General features: G+C 71.7%; 15 protein-coding genes. 8 read left to right on the top strand and 7 right to left on the bottom strand.

Annotated features, from left to right (window positions below; genetic code table 11):
• Positions 1–17 precede the first annotated feature (17 nt).
• Positions 18–875 (top strand): type I methionyl aminopeptidase, encoded by an 858-nt coding sequence (gene map / locus AC07AW_RS10310; RefSeq protein WP_478814998.1) that lies wholly within the window; start codon positions 18–20, stop codon positions 873–875.
• Positions 876–989: 114 nt separating this feature from the next.
• Positions 990–1,640 (top strand): biliverdin-producing heme oxygenase, encoded by a 651-nt coding sequence (locus AC07AW_RS10305; protein WP_478814997.1) that lies wholly within the window; start codon positions 990–992, stop codon positions 1,638–1,640.
• 7 nt (positions 1,641–1,647) lie between these two features.
• Here AC07AW_RS10305 and AC07AW_RS10300 read toward each other — a convergent pair whose 3' ends face one another.
• Positions 1,648–2,316 (bottom strand): PhzF family phenazine biosynthesis protein, encoded by a 669-nt coding sequence (locus AC07AW_RS10300; protein WP_478814996.1) that lies wholly within the window; start codon positions 2,314–2,316, stop codon positions 1,648–1,650.
• Positions 2,317–2,583: 267 nt separating this feature from the next.
• Here AC07AW_RS10300 and efeO point away from each other — a divergent pair, with 267 nt between their 5' ends.
• From efeO to AC07AW_RS10280, 4 genes are read left to right on the top strand one after another with little or no spacing between them, the layout of a single operon-like run.
• Positions 2,584–3,741 carry an iron uptake system protein EfeO gene (gene efeO / locus AC07AW_RS10295; RefSeq protein ID WP_478814995.1) on the top strand — a complete coding sequence of 386 codons (1,158 nt, stop codon included), beginning with the start codon at positions 2,584–2,586 and terminating at the stop codon, positions 3,739–3,741.
• A gap of 31 nt (positions 3,742–3,772) precedes the next feature.
• Positions 3,773–5,044, top strand: a complete 1,272-nt coding sequence (gene efeB, locus AC07AW_RS10290) for an iron uptake transporter deferrochelatase/peroxidase subunit (RefSeq protein ID WP_478814994.1) — start codon at positions 3,773–3,775, stop codon at positions 5,042–5,044.
• 18 nt (positions 5,045–5,062) lie between these two features.
• Complete coding sequence (gene efeU, locus AC07AW_RS10285) at positions 5,063–5,932, top strand: iron uptake transporter permease EfeU (RefSeq protein ID WP_478814993.1); 870 nt, start codon at positions 5,063–5,065, stop codon at positions 5,930–5,932.
• Entirely contained in the window at positions 5,901–6,926 is a 1,026-nt protein-coding gene (locus tag AC07AW_RS10280) for an SCO2278 family lipoprotein (RefSeq protein ID WP_478814992.1), read from the top strand. Before efeU ends, AC07AW_RS10280 begins: the two co-directional genes overlap by 32 nt.
• 82 nt (positions 6,927–7,008) lie before the next feature.
• Here AC07AW_RS10280 and AC07AW_RS10275 read toward each other — a convergent pair whose 3' ends face one another.
• Positions 7,009–7,788, bottom strand: coding sequence for a bifunctional DNA primase/polymerase (locus AC07AW_RS10275; protein WP_478814991.1), 780 nt, complete (start codon positions 7,786–7,788; stop codon positions 7,009–7,011).
• A gap of 93 nt (positions 7,789–7,881) precedes the next feature.
• Positions 7,882–8,535, bottom strand: coding sequence for a TetR/AcrR family transcriptional regulator (locus AC07AW_RS10270; RefSeq protein ID WP_478814990.1), 654 nt, complete (start codon positions 8,533–8,535; stop codon positions 7,882–7,884).
• 154 nt (positions 8,536–8,689) lie between these two features.
• Between AC07AW_RS10270 and ddaH the strand changes: the two genes are divergently transcribed.
• Positions 8,690–9,520: a dimethylargininase gene (ddaH, locus tag AC07AW_RS10265; protein WP_478814989.1), complete on the top strand. Its 831-nt coding sequence runs from the start codon at positions 8,690–8,692 to the stop codon at positions 9,518–9,520.
• On the opposite strand, the gene AC07AW_RS10260 is transcribed toward ddaH, so the two are convergent.
• The 3 genes from AC07AW_RS10260 to AC07AW_RS10250 form a co-directional block, all read right to left on the bottom strand.
• Positions 9,517–10,503 carry a small ribosomal subunit Rsm22 family protein gene (locus tag AC07AW_RS10260; protein WP_478814988.1) on the bottom strand — a complete coding sequence of 329 codons (987 nt, stop codon included), beginning with the start codon at positions 10,501–10,503 and terminating at the stop codon, positions 9,517–9,519. The two genes, ddaH and AC07AW_RS10260, sit on opposite strands and share 4 nt — an antisense overlap.
• 28 nt (positions 10,504–10,531) lie before the next feature.
• Positions 10,532–12,541, bottom strand: coding sequence for a zinc ribbon domain-containing protein (locus tag AC07AW_RS10255; protein WP_478814987.1), 2,010 nt, complete (start codon positions 12,539–12,541; stop codon positions 10,532–10,534).
• Positions 12,542–12,724: 183 nt separating this feature from the next.
• Complete coding sequence (locus tag AC07AW_RS10250) at positions 12,725–14,002, bottom strand: Bcr/CflA family multidrug efflux MFS transporter (RefSeq protein WP_478815328.1); 1,278 nt, start codon at positions 14,000–14,002, stop codon at positions 12,725–12,727.
• 50 nt (positions 14,003–14,052) lie between these two features.
• Between AC07AW_RS10250 and AC07AW_RS10245 the strand changes: the two genes are divergently transcribed.
• The gene (locus AC07AW_RS10245; RefSeq protein WP_478814986.1) at positions 14,053–15,084 is read left to right on the top strand and encodes a Gfo/Idh/MocA family protein; all 1,032 of its coding nucleotides are present in this window, start codon (positions 14,053–14,055) and stop codon (positions 15,082–15,084) included.
• Here AC07AW_RS10245 and AC07AW_RS10240 read toward each other — a convergent pair.
• Positions 15,071–16,702: an alkaline phosphatase D family protein gene (locus AC07AW_RS10240; protein ID WP_478814985.1), complete on the bottom strand. Its 1,632-nt coding sequence runs from the start codon at positions 16,700–16,702 to the stop codon at positions 15,071–15,073. The genes AC07AW_RS10245 and AC07AW_RS10240 overlap by 14 nt on opposite strands.
• Positions 16,703–16,758: the final 56 nt, after the last annotated feature.

Here is a 16,758-nt window from a genome sequence, read left to right as displayed (position 1 = left end):
TCGTTAGACTCGCTGGCATGTCTGGCCAGTCGCTTCTCGTACCGGGGGAGCTCTCCCCCCACCGCTCCGTTCCGGGCTCCATCCGCCGCCCCGAGTACGTCGGGAAGCCCGCACCGGCCCCGTACACCGGGCCCGAGGTGCAGGATTCCGACACCATCGAACGGATGCGGATCGCCGGCCGCATCGCCGCACAGGCGATGGAGGAGGCCGCCAAGCACATCGCCCCGGGTGTCACCACCGACGCGCTCGACCGGGTCGCGCACGAGTACATGTGCGACCACGGCGCCTACCCGTCCACGCTGGGCTACCGCGGCTTCCCGAAGTCGCTGTGCGCCTCGATCAACGAGGTCATCTGCCACGGCATCCCGGACTCCACCATCCTGCGGGACGGCGACATCGTGAACCTGGATGTCACCGCGTACATCAACGGCGTCCACGGCGACAACAACGCCACCTACCTCTGCGGCGACGTCGACGAGGAGTCGCGGCTGCTCGTGGAGCGCACCCGGGAGTCCCTCAACCGGGCCATCAAGGCGGTGAAGCCGGGCCGCCAGATCAACATCATCGGACGGGTCATCGAGTCGTACGCCAAGCGCTTCGGCTACGGGGTCGTGCGCGACTTCACCGGGCACGGCATCAACTCGTCGTTCCACTCCGGCCTGATCGTCCCGCACTACGACTCCCCCCACCACACCACCGAGATCAAGACCGGCATGACGTTCACGATCGAGCCGATGCTGACGCTCGGCACCCACGACTACGACATGTGGGACGACGGCTGGACCGTGGTGACCAAGGACCGGAAGCGGACGGCGCAGTTCGAGCACACGCTCGTCGTGACCGAGAACGGGGCCGAAATCCTTACGTTGCCCTGACCCCGGGACTGGGTAGCGTTTTACCGACAGGACGTCGGGAACCAGTTGACTTAGGTGACCCTAACTCGGCAGGATCGTCACTGGTTCCCGTCCCATCGGTCTCGGAGGCACGCCTTGGACACGCCCTTCTCGACGCTCATCCGCACGGCCTCGCACGAGCAGCACACGGAGGCGGAGACCTCGTCCTTCATGGGTGACCTGCTGGGCGGACGGCTGGCCGTCGACGCGTACGCGCGGTACACCGAGCAGCTCTGGTTCGTGTACCGGGCGCTGGAGGAGGGCGCGGAGGCGCTGCGCGAGGACCCGGTCGCCGGGCCCTTCATACAGCCCGAGCTGTTCCGCACGGCCGCCCTGGAGCAGGACCTCGCCCACCTGCGCGGCCCCGGCTGGCGCGAGGGCGCCTCCCCGCTGCCCGCCACCGTCGCCTACGCCGAGCGGGTCGCCGAGTGCGCCCGTGACTGGCCGGCGGGGTATGTGGCCCACCACTACACGCGCTACCTGGGCGACCTGTCGGGCGGTCAGATCATCCGCGACAGGGCGGAGCGGACCTGGGGCTTCGACCGCAAGGGCGACGGCGTCCGCTTCTACGTCTTCGAGGAGATCTCCAACCCGGCGGCGTTCAAGCGGACCTACCGGGAGCTGCTCGACGGGGTGAACGCCGACGACCTGGAGAAGCAGCGGATCGTCGACGAGTGCAAGCGCGCCTTCGACTTCAACAGCGCGGTCTTCCGCGAGCTGGGCCTGGAGTACCCCCTCAGCGCCTGAGAGCCCCTCAGCGCGTGAGCGTTCCCTCCAGGCGGACGCGTCCGCCCAGTTCCACGATGCCGTCGGGGCCAGGGGCGGTGAGCAGCTGCGAACCCCGGCCCTGCGTGATGTTCAGGGCCCGCCCCAGTTCCGCCGTGAGGAGCAGCGCGGCCGCGCCGGTCGCCTCGTCCTCGTCGATGCCGTCGCCGCGACCCGGGAAGGCCCGCGCCCTGATGCGGCCCGCGGCCTCCTCCTCCCAGGCCCAGGCGTAGATCCACTCCCCCGGCTCGGGCACGTCGAGGGCATCCACCTCGGCGACGGAGCCGTACTGACGCAGCGTGCGGGGCGGCGCCCACTCGGCGCGCGCCTCGATCCAGGTGAACTCCCCGTCCGCGCGCACCCACACCTCGCCGGCCGGCGGGTGGACGACCTCCAGGTCGAGCAGCCAGGCGGCGCCGACGAGCGGGTGTCCGGCGAACGGCAGCCGCAGGCCGGGCGTGTAGATGTCGACGATCCCGCGCTCCGGGTCGTCGACGAACACCGTCTCGCTGAAACCGAGCTCCTTGGCGAGCGCCTGCCGGGACGACTCGTCGGGGTGGGTACGGGCGTCCCGTACGACTCCGAGGCGGTTGCCGTGCCGGCCGTCGCCCGCACAGAAGACCCGCAGGACGTCGATGTCAGTGGCGGTCGTGTTCATGCCGGAATTCAACCACCCGTCACGCCCCGGCGGAGCCGCACCGCCCTTCCCCCGCCCGCGTACCGACGCGTAACCGGATTCAGGACATTCCGCCCCCCTTGACCTTCTCTTGACCAAGCCATGAGGCCTCCATGGAAACCCCGTGATCGAGCCGTGTCCGGTACGTCCGGCCTGAGAGCTGAATCACTGGACGGGTGGGTATTGCTGAGGTAAGCCTCGGTTAAGTTAGGTCCGCCTCAGTCCCGTCCCCGCGTTCCTGGAGTACTCATGCGAGCCGTCCGCCTCTCCGTCGTCACCGCCGCCGCGACCGCGGCGGCTCTGACCGCCGTCACGGGCTGCGCCGAGAAAAGCGACTCCAAGGCGGAGGACGGCGCGATCACCGTCGTCGCCAAGGACGACTCCTGCGAGGTCTCGAAGAAGGAGTTCCCGGCCGGCCACGTGAAGCTGGCCGTCGAGAACCGCGGCTCCAAGATCACCGAGGTCTACGTCCTCTTCCCGGACGACCGGATCGTCACCGAGCGCGAGAACATCGGCCCCGGCACCAAGGCCACCATCACCGCCGAGATCAAGGCCGGCGACTACGCCATCGCCTGCAAGCCCGGCATGAAGGGCGACGGCATCCGCCAGCAGGTCAAGGCGACCGGCAAGGGCGCCGTGAGCGCGAAGCGCTCCCCCGAGATGGACGCGGCCGTCGCCTCCTACCGCCAGTACGTCCAGGCGCAGGCCGACGAGACCCTCCCCAAGGTGAAGGTCTTCACCGACGCCGTCCGCGCCGGTGACATCGAGGCCGCGAAGAAGGCCTACGCCGACTCCCGCATCGGCTGGGAGCGCACCGAGCCCGTCGCCGAGTCCTTCGGCGACATCGACCCCAAGGTCGACGTCCGCGAGGACGGCCTGGAGGACGGCCAGGACCCGGCGAAGGACTGGACCGGCTGGCACCGCCTGGAGAAGGCGCTCTGGCAGGACAAGAAGATCGGCGACCGCGAGAAGCAGCTCGCCGACCTCCTCGACAAGGACCTCGCCGACTGGGTGAAGCGGGTCGGCAAGGCCGAGATCACCCCGACGTCCATGGCCAACGGCGCCAAGGAGCTCCTGGACGAGGTCTCCAGCGGCAAGGTCACCGGCGAGGAGGAGCGCTACTCCCACACCGACCTCGTCGACTTCAAGGCGAACGTCGAGGGCGCGCAGAAGTCCTTCGAGCTGCTCAAGCCGGTCGCCGCGAAGAACGACCCGAAGCTCGTCGCCGAACTCGACAAGCAGTTCGCCGCGCTGAACACGCTGCTCGACACGTACCGCACGGACAAGAGCGCCTACGTCTTCACCTCCTACGACAAGGTCGGCAAGACCGAGCGCAAGGAGCTCTCCGACGGCGTCAACGCGCTGGGCGAGCCGCTCTCCAAGCTCGCCGCCGCGGTCGTCAAGTAGTCGTCGAGCCACCAGGGACGGGAACACCGACATGTCCGAGGAAAACCAGGAGCAGACCGCGGCCGCCGAGCCGACCGCGCCCTCCCGCCGTACCGTCATCGGCTGGGGAGGTGCCGGGCTCGCGCTCGGTGCCGCCGCGGCCGGCGGCGCCGTCGCGCTGAGCGCCGGCGGCGACACCACCGCCCCCGTCGCCGACACCGGCGGTGCCGTGCCCTTCCACGGCCCGCACCAGTCCGGCATCGCGACCGCCGTCCAGGACCGGCTGCACTTCGCCTCCTTCGACGTGAAGACGAAGGACCGCGCGGAGCTGATCCAGCTCCTCAAGGACTGGACGCGGGCCGCCGAGCGGATGACGGCCGGCGCGGAGGTCGGCGAGGGCGCGTACGGCGGCCTGCCGGAGGCCCCGCCGGACGACACGGGCGAGGCCCTCGGCCTCAAGCCCTCCCGACTCACCCTCACGATCGGCTTCGGCCCCTCGCTCTTCGACGGGCGCTTCGGGCTGAAGGACAAGCGGCCCGGGGCCCTGGTGGACCTGCCCAAGTTCGCGGGCGACAACCTGGATCCGGCGCGCAGCGGCGGCGACATCTGCGTGCAGGCCTGCGCGGACGACCCGCAGGTCGCCGTGCACGCCATCCGCAACCTCGCGCGGATCGGCTTCGGCAAGGTCGCGGTGCGCTGGTCGCAGCTGGGCTTCGGCAAGACGTCCTCGACGACCCCGGACGCCCAGACCCCGCGCAACCTCTTCGGCTTCAAGGACGGCACCCGCAACATCGCGGGCACCCAGACCGACCGGCTCGCGAAGCACGTGTGGGTCTCCGGCAAGGACGCCGAGGGCGGCGCGGCCTGGATGGACGGCGGCTCGTACCTCGTCGCCCGCCGCATCCGCATGAACGTCGAGATCTGGGACCGGACTCCGCTCGCCGAGCAGGAGGACATCTTCGGCCGGGACAAGCGCGAGGGCGCCCCGGTCGGCAAGGCCAAGGAGCACGACGAGCCGTTCCTGAAGGCGATGAAGCCGGACGCGCACGTCCGGCTCGCCCACCCGGACAGCAACCACGGGGCGACGCTGCTGCGCCGCGGCTACTCCTTCACGGACGGCACGGACGGCCTCGGCCGTCTGGAGACGGGCCTGTTCTTCCTGGCGTACCAGAAGGACGTCCGTACCGGCTTCATCCCGGTGCAGACCTCGCTGGCGACCGACGCCCTCAACGAATACATCCAGCACGTGGGTTCGGCGCTGTACGCGATCCCGCCGGGCGTCCGGGACAAGGACGACTGGTGGGGCCGGGCGCTGTTCTCGTAATCGGGGAGGAGAACCGACGTGTTCGGTAACTATCTGATCGGCCTGCGCGAGGGCCTCGAAGCCAGTCTGGTCGTCTGCATCCTCATCGCGTACCTGGTGAAGACCGGGCGCCGTGACGCGCTGAAGCCGATCTGGATCGGCATCGGCGTGGCCGTCGGCGTCGCCCTGGCCTTCGGCGCCGGCCTGGAGTTCGGCTCCCAGGAGCTGACCTTCGAGGCGCAGGAGGCGCTCGGCGGCTCGCTGTCGATCCTCGCCGTCGGTCTGGTGACCTGGATGGTCTTCTGGATGCGTCGTACGGCCCGGCACCTCAAGGCCGAGCTGCACGGCAAGCTCGACGCGGCCCTGCAGATGGGCACCGGCGCGCTGGTCGCCACCGCCTTCCTGGCGGTGGGCCGCGAGGGCCTGGAGACGGCGCTCTTCGTGTGGGCGTCGGTCCGGGCCTCCTCGGACGGTTCGTACGCGCCGCTGATCGGCGTCGTCCTGGGCCTGCTCACGGCCGTCCTCCTCGGCTGGCTGTTCTACCGGGGCGCGCTGAAGATCAACCTGGCGAAGTTCTTCACCTGGACCGGCGGGATGCTGGTCGTGGTGGCGGCGGGCGTGCTCGCGTACGGCGTGCACGACCTCCAGGAGGCCCGCTTCCTCGGCGGCCTCGCGGACAAGGCCTTCGACATCTCGGCGACGATCCCGCCGGACAGCTGGTACGGCACGCTCCTCAAGGGCGTCTTCAACTTCCAGCCGGATCCGACGGTCCTTCAGGTCACGGTGTGGGCGCTGTATCTGGTCCCGACGCTCGCGCTGTTCCTGGCCCCGATAGGGTCGGGTCCGTCCGTGCGGCTGAAGAAGCAGAAGGCGACCGATGAGAAGGCTGAGGCTGAGGCGAGCGCTTGAGCGGTGGTCGCCCTCCGGGGACCGCCGGCCGGCGAGGTTCCTCCTGGCGACGACGGCGGCGACCGTCCTGTCGCTGACGGCGAGCGGCTGCGTGACCGTGCACGGCGAGCTGGCACTGCTGCCGCCGGCGACGAAGGCCGAGGCCACGCAGGCCCTCGCGGACTTCACCACCGCCTACAACAAGGCCGACAAGGCCTATGACCCGGCCCTGGACGCGGGCCGGGTCACCGGCCCGCTCGGGGCGATCAACCAGGCGGGCCTGCACGCGCGGTCGATCAACACGCCCGGCGGCAACCCGGACCACCAGCCCCTCGCCCTCACGGACGCGCGGTTCGTGCTGCCCCGCAAGGCGGGCTGGCCGCGCTGGTTCGTCGCGGACACCGCGTCCAACCGGAGCTCCGGCGACGAGCGCTGGCTCCTGGTCTTCGTGCGCAACGGGCCCGAGCAGCTGTGGGAGGCCGCCTACCTCGCGATCCTCCCGCGCGGCGCCGTCCCCGCGTTCGCCGAGGAGGAGGGGTACGCGGTGCCGGTCGCCGCGGACAGCGACGCGCTCGCGGTCGCGCCCGGGAAGCTCGGCGAGAAGTACGTGGCGTATCTGAAGGACGGGCAGCCGGGGCCGTTCGCGCCGGGCCTGCACACCACCGAGTGGCGGGCGCAGCGGCAGAAGGCCGCCAAGCGGCCGGGCATCGCCACCCAGTACATCGACCAGGTCACGGACCGGGGGGACTTCGCGCCGCTCGCACTGCGGACCCGGGACGGCGGCGCGCTGGTCTTCTTCGCGACCCGGTACTTCGAGCGGCAGACGACGGCGAAGGGCTACCGGCCGAAGGTCGGCGCCGACACCAAGGCGCTGCTGACCGGCGAGATCAAGAACACGGTCACCCGGGAGTGGGTGTCCAGCCAGGCGGTCCTGGTGAAGCCGGCGGGCACGGACCGCGACGGGGTCACGATCGCTGGCCGGCTCCAGGGCGTGGTGGGCGCGGAGGGCTCGTAGCCCTCCGCGCGGCGCGTGCCTCGCGGCCCTGCCGCGGGCCGCGCGACGACTCGGTCCGTACAGCGGTACGGGCCTGTACGGCTCAGCGCGTCAGCGGCCAGGCGATCTCGTGGGCCTGGTGCTCCCCGTCCCCGTCCGCCTCGCGCTCGGCCGCGTGGCGGGCGCAGGCGTCCTGGAGGGTCTCCAGGAGGTTCAGCGGGTCGGGCAGCGGGTGTTCGGGGCCGCGGACCCAGGCGACGACCGGGTGGGCGTCCTCGTCACCGGGGAGCCGGGCCGGCGGGACGAGGACGTAGCTGCCGCGGCAGTGCCAGCGCAGCCCCGGGTGCTCGTCCATGGTCTCCGGGTGGCAGTCCAGCTCGCACGGCCACCACTCGTCCTCGTCCTCGGGGGTGCCGCGGGTGGCGGTGAAGAAGAGCATCCGTCCGCCGACCGTGTCGACGTCGGCGGACTCGGCGACGGGCCCGACCTCGACGCCCTCGGCGAGGAGCCGCTCCAGGGCGGCGCGGCCGGCGGCGAGGGGGACGTCGAGGACGTCGTGGACCATGCCGGTGGCGGTGATGAAGTTCGCCTCGGGCTCGTTGCGCGCCCAGCGCTCGATCTGGCCGCGGTCGGTGGTCGACTGGGTCTGCCAGGCGAAGGAGACGGGGTGCCGGGCGGGAGTGGGACAGCCGATCCGCTCACACGAACAGCTGTAGCCGACGGGGTACGCGGCGGGGGCCAGGGGCAGCCCGGCGGCGGCGGTGGCCAGGAGCAGCTTCTCGCGGTCGTTCTCGTCGTCGGCCGCGGTGCGTTTGGGGCGCCTGCGCAGCCACTGTGCGAGTTTGCTCTCCGTGCCGCGGTAGCGGCCGATGCCGTCGCCCATCTATCCCCTCACACCTTATGCTCGCCCGTTCGGCTCTGCCCATGGTCCCACCATCCTGCGCCCCTGGTGACCGGAGTGCGGAACCGGGGTTGGTCACACGGGGCGGGAGCGGGGGGCGAGGCCGCGCAGGGCGAGATCGACGAGGGTGTCGGCGTAGGCGTGGGTGAGCGGCAGGGTGCGGTGGATCCAGCGGTGGTGGAGCGGTCCGACGAGGAGTTCGACGGCGACCCGCGGGTCGACGCCGGGGTCGACGTCGCCCTTGGCCTGGGCGGCCTCGATGCGGCGTACGTAGTACCGGAGCTGGGGTTCGAGGAGGGCCTCGGTGAAGCGGGCGCCGAGCTCGGGGTCGACGATGCCCTCGGCGGCGAGGGCGCGGGTGGGGCCGTCGAAGGCGGGGTCGCTCAGCTCGTCGACGGTGGAGCGCAGGACGAGCTTGAGGTCGGCGGCGAGGTCTCCGGTGTCGGGGATCTCACTGTCGGCATCGCCGCCGAGCGCCTCGTTGGCGCGGGCGGCGAGGTCGAGGAAGGCGTCGAGGAGGACGGCCGCCTTGGAGGGCCACCAGCGGTAGATGGTCTGCTTGCCGACGCCGGCGCGGGCGGCGATGCCCTCGATGGTGGTCTTCGCGTAGCCGGTCTCGGCGACGAGGGCGAGGGCGGCGTCGAAGATGGCGCGGCGGGAGCGCTCGCTGCGGCGGGAGGCGTCGGGGGCGGCCTTGGCGGCCCGGGGCGCGGACGTGGGATCGGACATGACCTCAATCTAACAGCAGGCGAGACGAGACGTCTCGCCACTCGAACGGTCCCGAACCACCCGAACGGTCCACTGCGCGAAGGCCGCCGAAAGCGGACCATGGGGTCCTCCGATCGTCAACCGATCACCGACCGTTCTCCGTGAGGAGGCTTCATTGCGCCCCACTCCGCGCACGTCCTCGCCCCGCCGTTATCTGATGTGCCCACCCACGCACTTCACGGTGACGTACTCCATCAACCCCTGGATGGACCCCACGAAACCGGTCGACCTGCCGCTCGCCCTCGCCCAGTGGGAGGACCTGCGCGACCGCTACCGCTCGCTCGGCCACACCGTGGAGCTGCTGCGGCCCGACCCGGCGCTGCCGGACATGGTCTTCGCGGCGAACGGCGCGACGGTCGTCGAGGGCCGGGTCCTCGGCGCGAAGTTCGCCCACCGGGAGCGCGCGGCCGAGGCCGATGCCCACCTGTCCTGGTTCCGCAGGAACGGTTGGGCGGACGACGCCGTGCGGGCCCCGGAGCACGTGAACGAAGGCGAGGGCGACTTCGCCGTCACCGCCTCCTGGATCCTCGCCGGCCGCGGCTTCCGCTCCAGCCCGCTCTCCCACGACGAGGCCCAGGAGTTCTTCGGCCGCCCGGTGATCGGCCTGGAGCTGGTGGACCCGCGCTACTACCACCTGGACACGGCGCTGTGCGTCCTGGACGACGCCCGGGACGAGATCATGTACTACCCGGACGCCTTCTCCCCCGGCAGCCGCGCGGTCCTCGCCCGGCTGTTCCCCGACGCCCTCGTCGCGACCGGCGAGGACGCGGCCGCCCTCGGCCTCAACGCGGTCAGCGACGGCCGGCACGTCCTGCTCCCGCAGGCCGCGGTGGGCCTCTTCGACCCGCTCCGCGCCCGCGGCTTCGAACCGGTCGGCATGGACCTGGGCGAACTCCTCAAGGGCGGCGGCAGCGTGAAGTGCTGCACCCAGGAGCTGCGGCCCTAGTCCTCGTCCTCGGGCGGCCAGGAGTCGCCCCACTCCGCGTCACGGGCCTGCTTGTAGAGGGGCCCGTGCCGCTTGGTGACCGTGTCGCGGCCGAGGCCCTCGGGCCCGCAGAGCTCCAGGAGGACCTGGCCCTTGCGGATCTGCGGCCTGCGGGTGATACGGGAGGGCGCCGGGGTCACCGGGAACCGGACGGCGGCCACGTACGCGTACTTCTCGTCCTCGTACGGCAGCGAACCGCCCTTCACCTGCCGGTGCAGGGAGGACCGGCTCACCCGGGCGGAGAAGTGGCACCAGTCCGTGCCGGGCACGATCGGGCAGGCCCCGCTGTGCGGGCAGGGCGCGGCGACGGTGAAGCCGGCGTCGACCAGCAGGGTGCGGGCGGCGATGATCCGCTCGTAGCCGTCGGGGGTGCCGGGCTCGACGATCACGACGGCCTGCGCGGTGCGGGCCGCCTCGGTGACGAGCGCCGTCCGGTCGGCCTCGGTCAGCTCCTTGAGGACGTACGAGACGGTGACGAGGTCGGATTCGGGGAGGCTCAGTGCGGCCCCGATCCGCTCGCGCCGCCACTCGGCGTCGAAGACCCCGGCGGCCAGTTCGCGGCCGAGCGTGAGGGCGGGCTCCGCCCAGTCGAGGACGGTGGTGCGGGGCGGCTCCTCCTCCCAGGCCTCGGCGACGGCCCAGCTCGCCGCGCCGGTGCCGCCGCCGACGTCGGTGTGGGTGCGCGGCTCCCAGTCGGGCGCGGCCGCCCGGAGCGCGTCGAGGGCGCCCCGTACCGCCTCGAAGGTCGCCGGCATCCGGTACGCGGCGTACGCGGCGACGTCGGAGCGGTCGCGCAGCACGGGGGCGTCCGTCGGGGTGGTGCCCCGGTAGCTGGCGATCAGCCGCTCGACGGCCTGCGCCGCCCGGTGGGGCGGCAGCCCGTCGAGGACCGCGGCGAGGGCGGCGCGCAGGGAGTCGGCGGAGGGGGAGGACACGGCGTTCACCGAGACAGTCTAAAACTTGATCCGCACGTCACCAGAGAGTGAGCCGCGGACTGCACGCCGTGGGGTGTCCGGGCTTTCCGGCGTGGTCACGCCTGGGGCGTGGCTCATCCGGGGTTGCGCGGTTCCGTTGTCCGGCGGTTCGGGGAGCAGAGGTTCCACGTTGTCGTGGGACTGCCGCCTGGTCGGCACCCTGTGGGGTGGTCCGGCTCGGCGCGGTTGACTCCCGCAGGGCTTCTTCCAGCCCTTGTGCGAATGCGATCCGTGCGTGCCTGGATGCGTTGACGTCCAGGTACGCGGTTTTGGGGTTGTCGGCTTCGGTGAAGCGGACGAACACGGCCAGGGCCGCGGAGACGAGGTCGCGCTTCCCGGTCAGGCCGCACGCGGTGCACTTGTGCTCACGGTGCCGCAGGGTCTTCCGCACACGTTCACCGCACAGGCAGTGCTGGGACAGGGCTGTGGACCAGGTGGAGGCCCTTGAGAGACGGCCGCCCGCTGCCTGGCACTCACGCTCAAGAGCGTCGATGAACAGACCAGGAGTGGTCTGGGACAAGCGTTTTCCCCACAGGCGGTACCACGTGCGGACGTCACAGTCCTCGACGACGAGCACGGGGCCATGAGTGGCGATGATCTGCCGGGCCAGGGTGCGGGCTCGGTGGCGACGACGCTCTGCGGCCGAGGCGGCGGCTTCGGCCTGCCGGTCGCGCGTTTCTCGGTAGCCGATGGAGATTCGGTCGCGCCGGTACGCCTGCCTCGGCACTCCGTCGATGCGGGCGGCACGAGCACCGCCGGGCACGGTGACGGTCTTGGGGCTCAGGCCCTTGGCCGCCCGGTGCTCGGCGCGCCGGATCTGCTTCTTCGACAGTCCGTACTGGGCGGTGTTCGTCGCCCGGCGGGAGCGTTCCAGCGCCCGTGCCCGACCGCGCCGCTTCTTCGCTTCCCGTTCCAGCCGGGCGCGCTCGGCGTCGGTGAGGGTGATCTCGGTGGAGGCCGGGACGCCGTCGGTGGGGTCGAGGTCGGCAGGCAGGGAGACGACGGAGAGGTTGGAGACATTGCCGTCCACGCCGCCGATCCGGTCCAGGGCGGCGGCCCGCTGCCGCACCTCCCTCACAACCGGGGGTGTGTAACCGGGGCCGAGGACCATCAGGTGCGCCTCGTACACCCATCCGCCCGGCGCGGACGCCTTGCGGCGCCGCACGAGGTCGACCTTGTGCCAGCGGCCGGGATGGGCGAGGAAATATGCGACACGGGCCCACCGGCCCGGCTGCTGCGGCACCCTGACCGGCAGCACCAGGTCACCCCGGCCGGAGGCGGGACCACCCGCGAACACCACGGCGAGCGGGCCGATGTGATCCCACCAGGTGGCCTTCCGTAAGACCGGTTCGCCCGAGGAGGTGGTCCTGCCGGTGGGCACGCCGGTGAGAGAAAGGACGGGGGTCGGCATCCGGCGGGGCTGCATCAGGGGGTGCCGGCCGCCGTCGGTGTAGGCCATCGTGTGGCCGTGGAGAGTACCGACAAGGCGGAAGGTCTCCCACTTGCGGTCGACGGTATGCGAACGTGCCCGGCCGGGGATGCGGGTGAAGTCGTGTCGGCGGCCCGTCCTCGGGCGGCCGTGTCGCTTGCCGGTGACGTCGGGGAAGAGGTGTCGCTGGACACCGTTCCACACCTCGTCGGCCATGTGCATGGCCAGGGCCTTGGACGCGTGGTGCTTGAGGTGCCCGGCGTCTTCGAGGTGCTTGTAGGCGCAACGCTCCAGAGCCTCACGGGACAGTCCGAGGCGCTGCCGTACGGCCTTCGCGCCGGCCCGCTCGCGCTCATGCCTGGCAGCCCAGTAGGCATCGACCCTGGCACGGGCATCACGCTGGACGGCCCGCTTGACCGACCACATCGCATCGAACAGCTTCCCCAGACGCACCACGTCGGCGGGATCGGTGACAGTCAGCGGCAGCACCATGACCGAGACCTGCCCGCCCTTGGGTTTCTCCCACTTCGGGGCCTTGTTCTTGCCACGAAACCTTGTTGTCTTCTGGGCAGCCCGCACGACTGTCACCCCCTCGGTGTCGCCCCGGCCTCGGACTCAACCTAGAGATCAGTCCGCATCTGCAGGCGGTCCACGCACCTATTCACCAGCATGTGCGACATGTCGTACGCGCGTGCGCTCGACCGGCGAAGGAGGGCGGGGCCGGAGCGGCACGGACGAGACGTGCATGGACTTCACGTCCGGTCAGGCGTCCGCGGCCTTGGCCTGCCAGGGGCGGCACAGGCCCAGGAAGCAGGCGAGGGCGAGGAGGGCGCAGGTGAGCTGGACGACCACCATGGGGACGGCGGTGTGTTCGCCGGCGATGCCGACGAGCGGGGAGGCGACGGCGCCGATGAGGAAGGAGGAGGTGCCGAGGAGGGCGGAGGCGGAGCCGGCGGCGTGCGGGGTGCGCATGAGGGCCTGGGCGTTGGTGTTGGGCATGGCCAGGCCCATCGCGGACATCAGGACGAAGAGGCCGGCGGCGATGGGGACGAGGCCGACCTCGCCGAAGACGCCGGTGGTCATGAGGGTGAGCGCGAGGCCGGCGAGCAGGATGATGCCGAGGCCCCAGCCGAGCGCCTTGTCGAGGCTGACGCGGCCGACGAGGAGCTTGCCGTTGATCTGGCCGACGGCGACGAGCCCGACCGAGTTGAGGCCGAAGAGCAGGCTGAAGGTCTGCGGGGAGGCGCCGTAGATCTCCTGGACCACGAAGGGGGAGGCGCTGATGTACGCGAAGAGGGCGGCGAAGGCGAGGCCGCCGGTCAGCATGTAGCCGGTGAAGACCCGGTCGGCGAGGAGCCCCCGCATGGTGCGCAGGGCCTGCCCGACGCCGCCCTCGTGCCGCCGCTCGGGGGGCAGCGTCTCGTGGAGGAAGCGCCAGACGACGACGGTGAGCAGGATGCCGATGGCGGTGAGGACGTGGAAGACGCCCCGCCAGTCGGTGAGCCGGAGGATCTGGCCGCCGATGAGGGGGGCGATGATCGGGGCGACGCCGGAGATCAGCATCAGGGTGGAGAAGAAGCGGGCCATCTCGACGCCGTCGTAGAGGTCGCGGACGACGGCGCGGGCGATGACGATGCCGGCGGCGCCGGCAAGGCCCTGGAGCAGCCGGAAGCCGACGAGGAGTTCGACGCTGGGCGCGAGGGCGCAGACGGCGGTGGCGAGGACGTAGACGGCCATGCCGACGAGCAGCGGGCGGCGGCGTCCCCACTTGTCGCTCATGGGGCCGACGACGAGCTGGCCGAGGGCCATGCCGGCGAGGCAGGCGGTGAGGGTGAGCTGGACGGTGGCGGCGGGGGCCCGCAGCGCACCGGTGACCTCCGGGAGGGCCGGGAGGTACATGTCCATGGAGAGCGGGGGGAGGGCGGTGAGTCCGCCCAGGACGAGGGTGACGAGGAGACCCGTCCGCCGGGCGGCGGCGGTGACGACCGGGGCGGGTTCGGTTATGTGTCCCTGTGTTGTTTTCTGGCCGCTCTCCGGCATCGACTGCTCCATTTCGTTGAATCCTTACCTATGCTCTCAGTTCGACCGGCATGGTCGAGACCTGTGGGGTGGAGATGGACGCGAACGGGACAGTGCGCTGGGGAATCCTGGCGACGGGTGGGATAGCGGAGCGGTTCACGACGGACCTGCTGGCGCTCGACGGCGCCGAGGTCGTCGCCGTGGCCTCCCGCACGGAGGCGTCCGCGAAGGCCTTCGCGGACCGGTTCGGGATTCCGCGGGCGTACGGGGAATGGGCGGGGCTCTTCGCCGACGAGTCCGTCGACGTGGTGTACGTGGCGACTCCGCATCACGCGCACCGCGCGGCCGCCGGCCTCGCCCTGGAGGCGGGCAAGGCGGTGCTCTGCGAGAAGGCTCTCACACTCAACGCCGGGGAGGCGGAGGAATTGGTCGGCCTCTCCCGGGACCGCGGCCTCTTCCTCATGGAGGCGATGTGGATGTACTGCCACCCGCTGATCCGGCGCATCGCGGAACTCGTCCGCGGCGGGGCGATCGGCGAGGTCCGCACGGTCCAGGCGGACTTCGGGCTCGCGGGCCCCTTCGACGCCGGCCACCGGCTGCGTGACCCGGCGACGGGCGGCGGGGCACTGCTCGACCTCGGGGTGTACCCGGTGTCGTTCGCGCACCTGCTGCTCGGCGAGCCGTCCACGGTCCACGCGCACGCTCGGATCTCGCCGGAGGGCGTCGACCTGAACACGGGCATGCTGCTGGGCTGGGACTCGGGCGCCTCGGCGCTGCTGTCCTGCTCGCTGGAGGCGGACACGCCGCTGACGGCCTCGGTGACGGGCACGGAGGGCCGGATCGACGTCCCGCGCGGCTTCTTCTTCCCCGAGCGGTTCACCCTGCTCAGGAACGGCCACGAGCCGGAGGAGTTCGTGTCGACGGACGACCCGCACTCCTTCCGGCACGAGGCCGCCGAGGTGATGCGCTGCCTGCGGGCGGGCGAGACGGAGTCCCCGCTCGTCCCCCTGGACGGTTCGCTCGCGGTGATGCGGACGCTCGACGCGGTACGGGACCGCATCGGCGTCCGCTATCCGCAGGAGACGGTCCTCACGCGGGCTTGAGCCCCGGGTCGCCCGCCTCCGTGACGAAGGAGGCGGCGGTGGTGACGGGGGCGCCCGGCCGGGTCACGTACGGCACCGTACGGAAGTCGGCGCGGGCGCTCTCCTCGCCGAGGGCGACCGTCACATAGCCGCGCCGCCCGTTGAGGAACCTCAGGTGCGGGTTGGCCCCCATGAGCTTGTCGTGGTTGGCCGGCCGGTCGGCGCCGTCCTTGCCGCTGCTGATCGACGTGGCGGTGATCTCGGTGCCGACGGTCCGGGAGGCCGGGTCGCGGAAGTCGGCCTTGATGTCGATGGCGTAGCCGACGTGGACGTCACCGGTGAGCACCATCAGGTTCTCGACACCGGCCGCCTCGGCCCCCGCGAGGATCCGCTGCCGGGAGGCCGGGTAACCGTCCCAGGAGTCCATGGAGAGCTTGAAGTCGGGTGTGGAGCGGTCGCGGCGCTCGGAGAGGACGACCTGCTGGGGAAGCATGTTCCAGCGGGCGTCGGAGGCGCGCCAGCCGTCGAGCAGCCAGCGCTCCTGGGTGGCCCCGGTCAGGGTGCGCGCCGGGTCCTCGGACTCGGGCCCCGGGGCCTGCCAGCCGTCCCCGTACGCCTGGTCGGAGCGGTACTGGCGGGTGTCGAGGATGTCGAACTGGGCGAGCCGCCCGAAGCGCAGCCGCCGGTACAGCTTCATGTCGGGGCCCTCGGGCAGCTGGGGGCGGCGCAGCGGCTGGTGCTCCCAGTAGGCGCGGTAGGCGGCGGCGCGTCGGAGCAGGAACTCCTCCGGCGGGACGTTGTTCTCGGGGGTGTCGCCCGCGTAGTTGTTCTCGGTCTCGTGGTCGTCCCAGGTGACGACGAAGGGGTGGGCGGCGTGCGCGGCGCGCAGGTCGGGGTCCGACTTGTAGAGCGCGTAGCGGAGCCGGTAGTCCTCCAGGGTGAGGGTCTCGCGGTTGAACAGGTCGGGCAGCCGGCGGTCGGTGTAGGCGCGGGCGCCGCCGGTGGCGTTGACGGCGTACTCGTACAGGTAGTCGCCGAGGTGGAAGACGACGTCGACGTCCTCCTGGGCGAGGTGGCCGTAGGCGGTGAAGTACCCGTCCTGGTAGGCCTGGCAGGAGACGGCGGCGAGCCTCAGCTCACTGTTCCGGGCGCCGGGCGCCGGGGCCGTACGGGTCCGGCCGACCGGGCTGACCCAGTCGCCGACCCGGAAGCGGTAGAAGAGGACGCGGCCGGAGTCCAGGTGGTCGACCTCGACGTGGACGGTGTGCCGGAACTCGGGGTGCGCGGTGGCGCGGCCGCGCCGGGCGATCCGGGTGAACCGCTCGTCGTGGGCGAGCTCCCAGTGCACGGAGACCCTCTCGGCGGGCAGTCCGCCCCCGGGCTCGAAGGGACGGGGCGCGAGCCGCGTCCACAGGAGCACGGAGCCGGGCAGCGGGTCGCCCGAGGCGACGCCCAGGGTGAACGGGTCCTCGGTGACACGCCGGCCGTCGAGCTCGGCGGCGGCCGCGGCGCCGGCCGCGGGCAGCTGGGTGGCGAAGGCGAGCGCGGCGGCGGCGCCGGTGACGGTCAGGAACCGTCGGCGCCCGAAGTGGCGTGCGGCGGCGCGGAGTTCCTCGGAGTGCTGAAGCGTGTGATGCATGTGCCCCTCCCCAGACGGATGCTGTCCGTCCGTCATTCGAAGGGGAGGGAACGACC

This window comes from Streptomyces sp. NPDC044003, assembly GCF_056435185.1.
This window is presented reverse-complemented; position numbering and strand designations above follow the sequence as displayed.

What these genes read in the sequence shown, in the direction of transcription:
- map (WP_478814998.1), top strand. Translation starts at nt 18, where the DNA reads ATGTCTGGCCAGTCGCTTCTCGTACCGGGGGAGCTCTCCCCCCACCGC.
- AC07AW_RS10300 (WP_478814996.1), bottom strand. Translation starts at nt 2,316, where the DNA reads ATGAACACGACCGCCACTGACATCGACGTCCTGCGGGTCTTCTGTGCG.
- efeO (WP_478814995.1), top strand. Translation starts at nt 2,584, where the DNA reads ATGCGAGCCGTCCGCCTCTCCGTCGTCACCGCCGCCGCGACCGCGGCG.
- efeB (WP_478814994.1), top strand. Translation starts at nt 3,773, where the DNA reads ATGTCCGAGGAAAACCAGGAGCAGACCGCGGCCGCCGAGCCGACCGCG.
- AC07AW_RS10280 (WP_478814992.1), top strand. Translation starts at nt 5,901, where the DNA reads ATGAGAAGGCTGAGGCTGAGGCGAGCGCTTGAGCGGTGGTCGCCCTCC.
- AC07AW_RS10275 (WP_478814991.1), bottom strand. Translation starts at nt 7,788, where the DNA reads ATGGGCGACGGCATCGGCCGCTACCGCGGCACGGAGAGCAAACTCGCA.
- AC07AW_RS10270 (WP_478814990.1), bottom strand. Translation starts at nt 8,535, where the DNA reads ATGTCCGATCCCACGTCCGCGCCCCGGGCCGCCAAGGCCGCCCCCGAC.
- AC07AW_RS10250 (WP_478815328.1), bottom strand. Translation starts at nt 14,002, where the DNA reads ATGCCGGAGAGCGGCCAGAAAACAACACAGGGACACATAACCGAACCC.
- AC07AW_RS10245 (WP_478814986.1), top strand. Translation starts at nt 14,053, where the DNA reads ATGGTCGAGACCTGTGGGGTGGAGATGGACGCGAACGGGACAGTGCGC.
- AC07AW_RS10240 (WP_478814985.1), bottom strand. Translation starts at nt 16,702, where the DNA reads ATGCATCACACGCTTCAGCACTCCGAGGAACTCCGCGCCGCCGCACGC.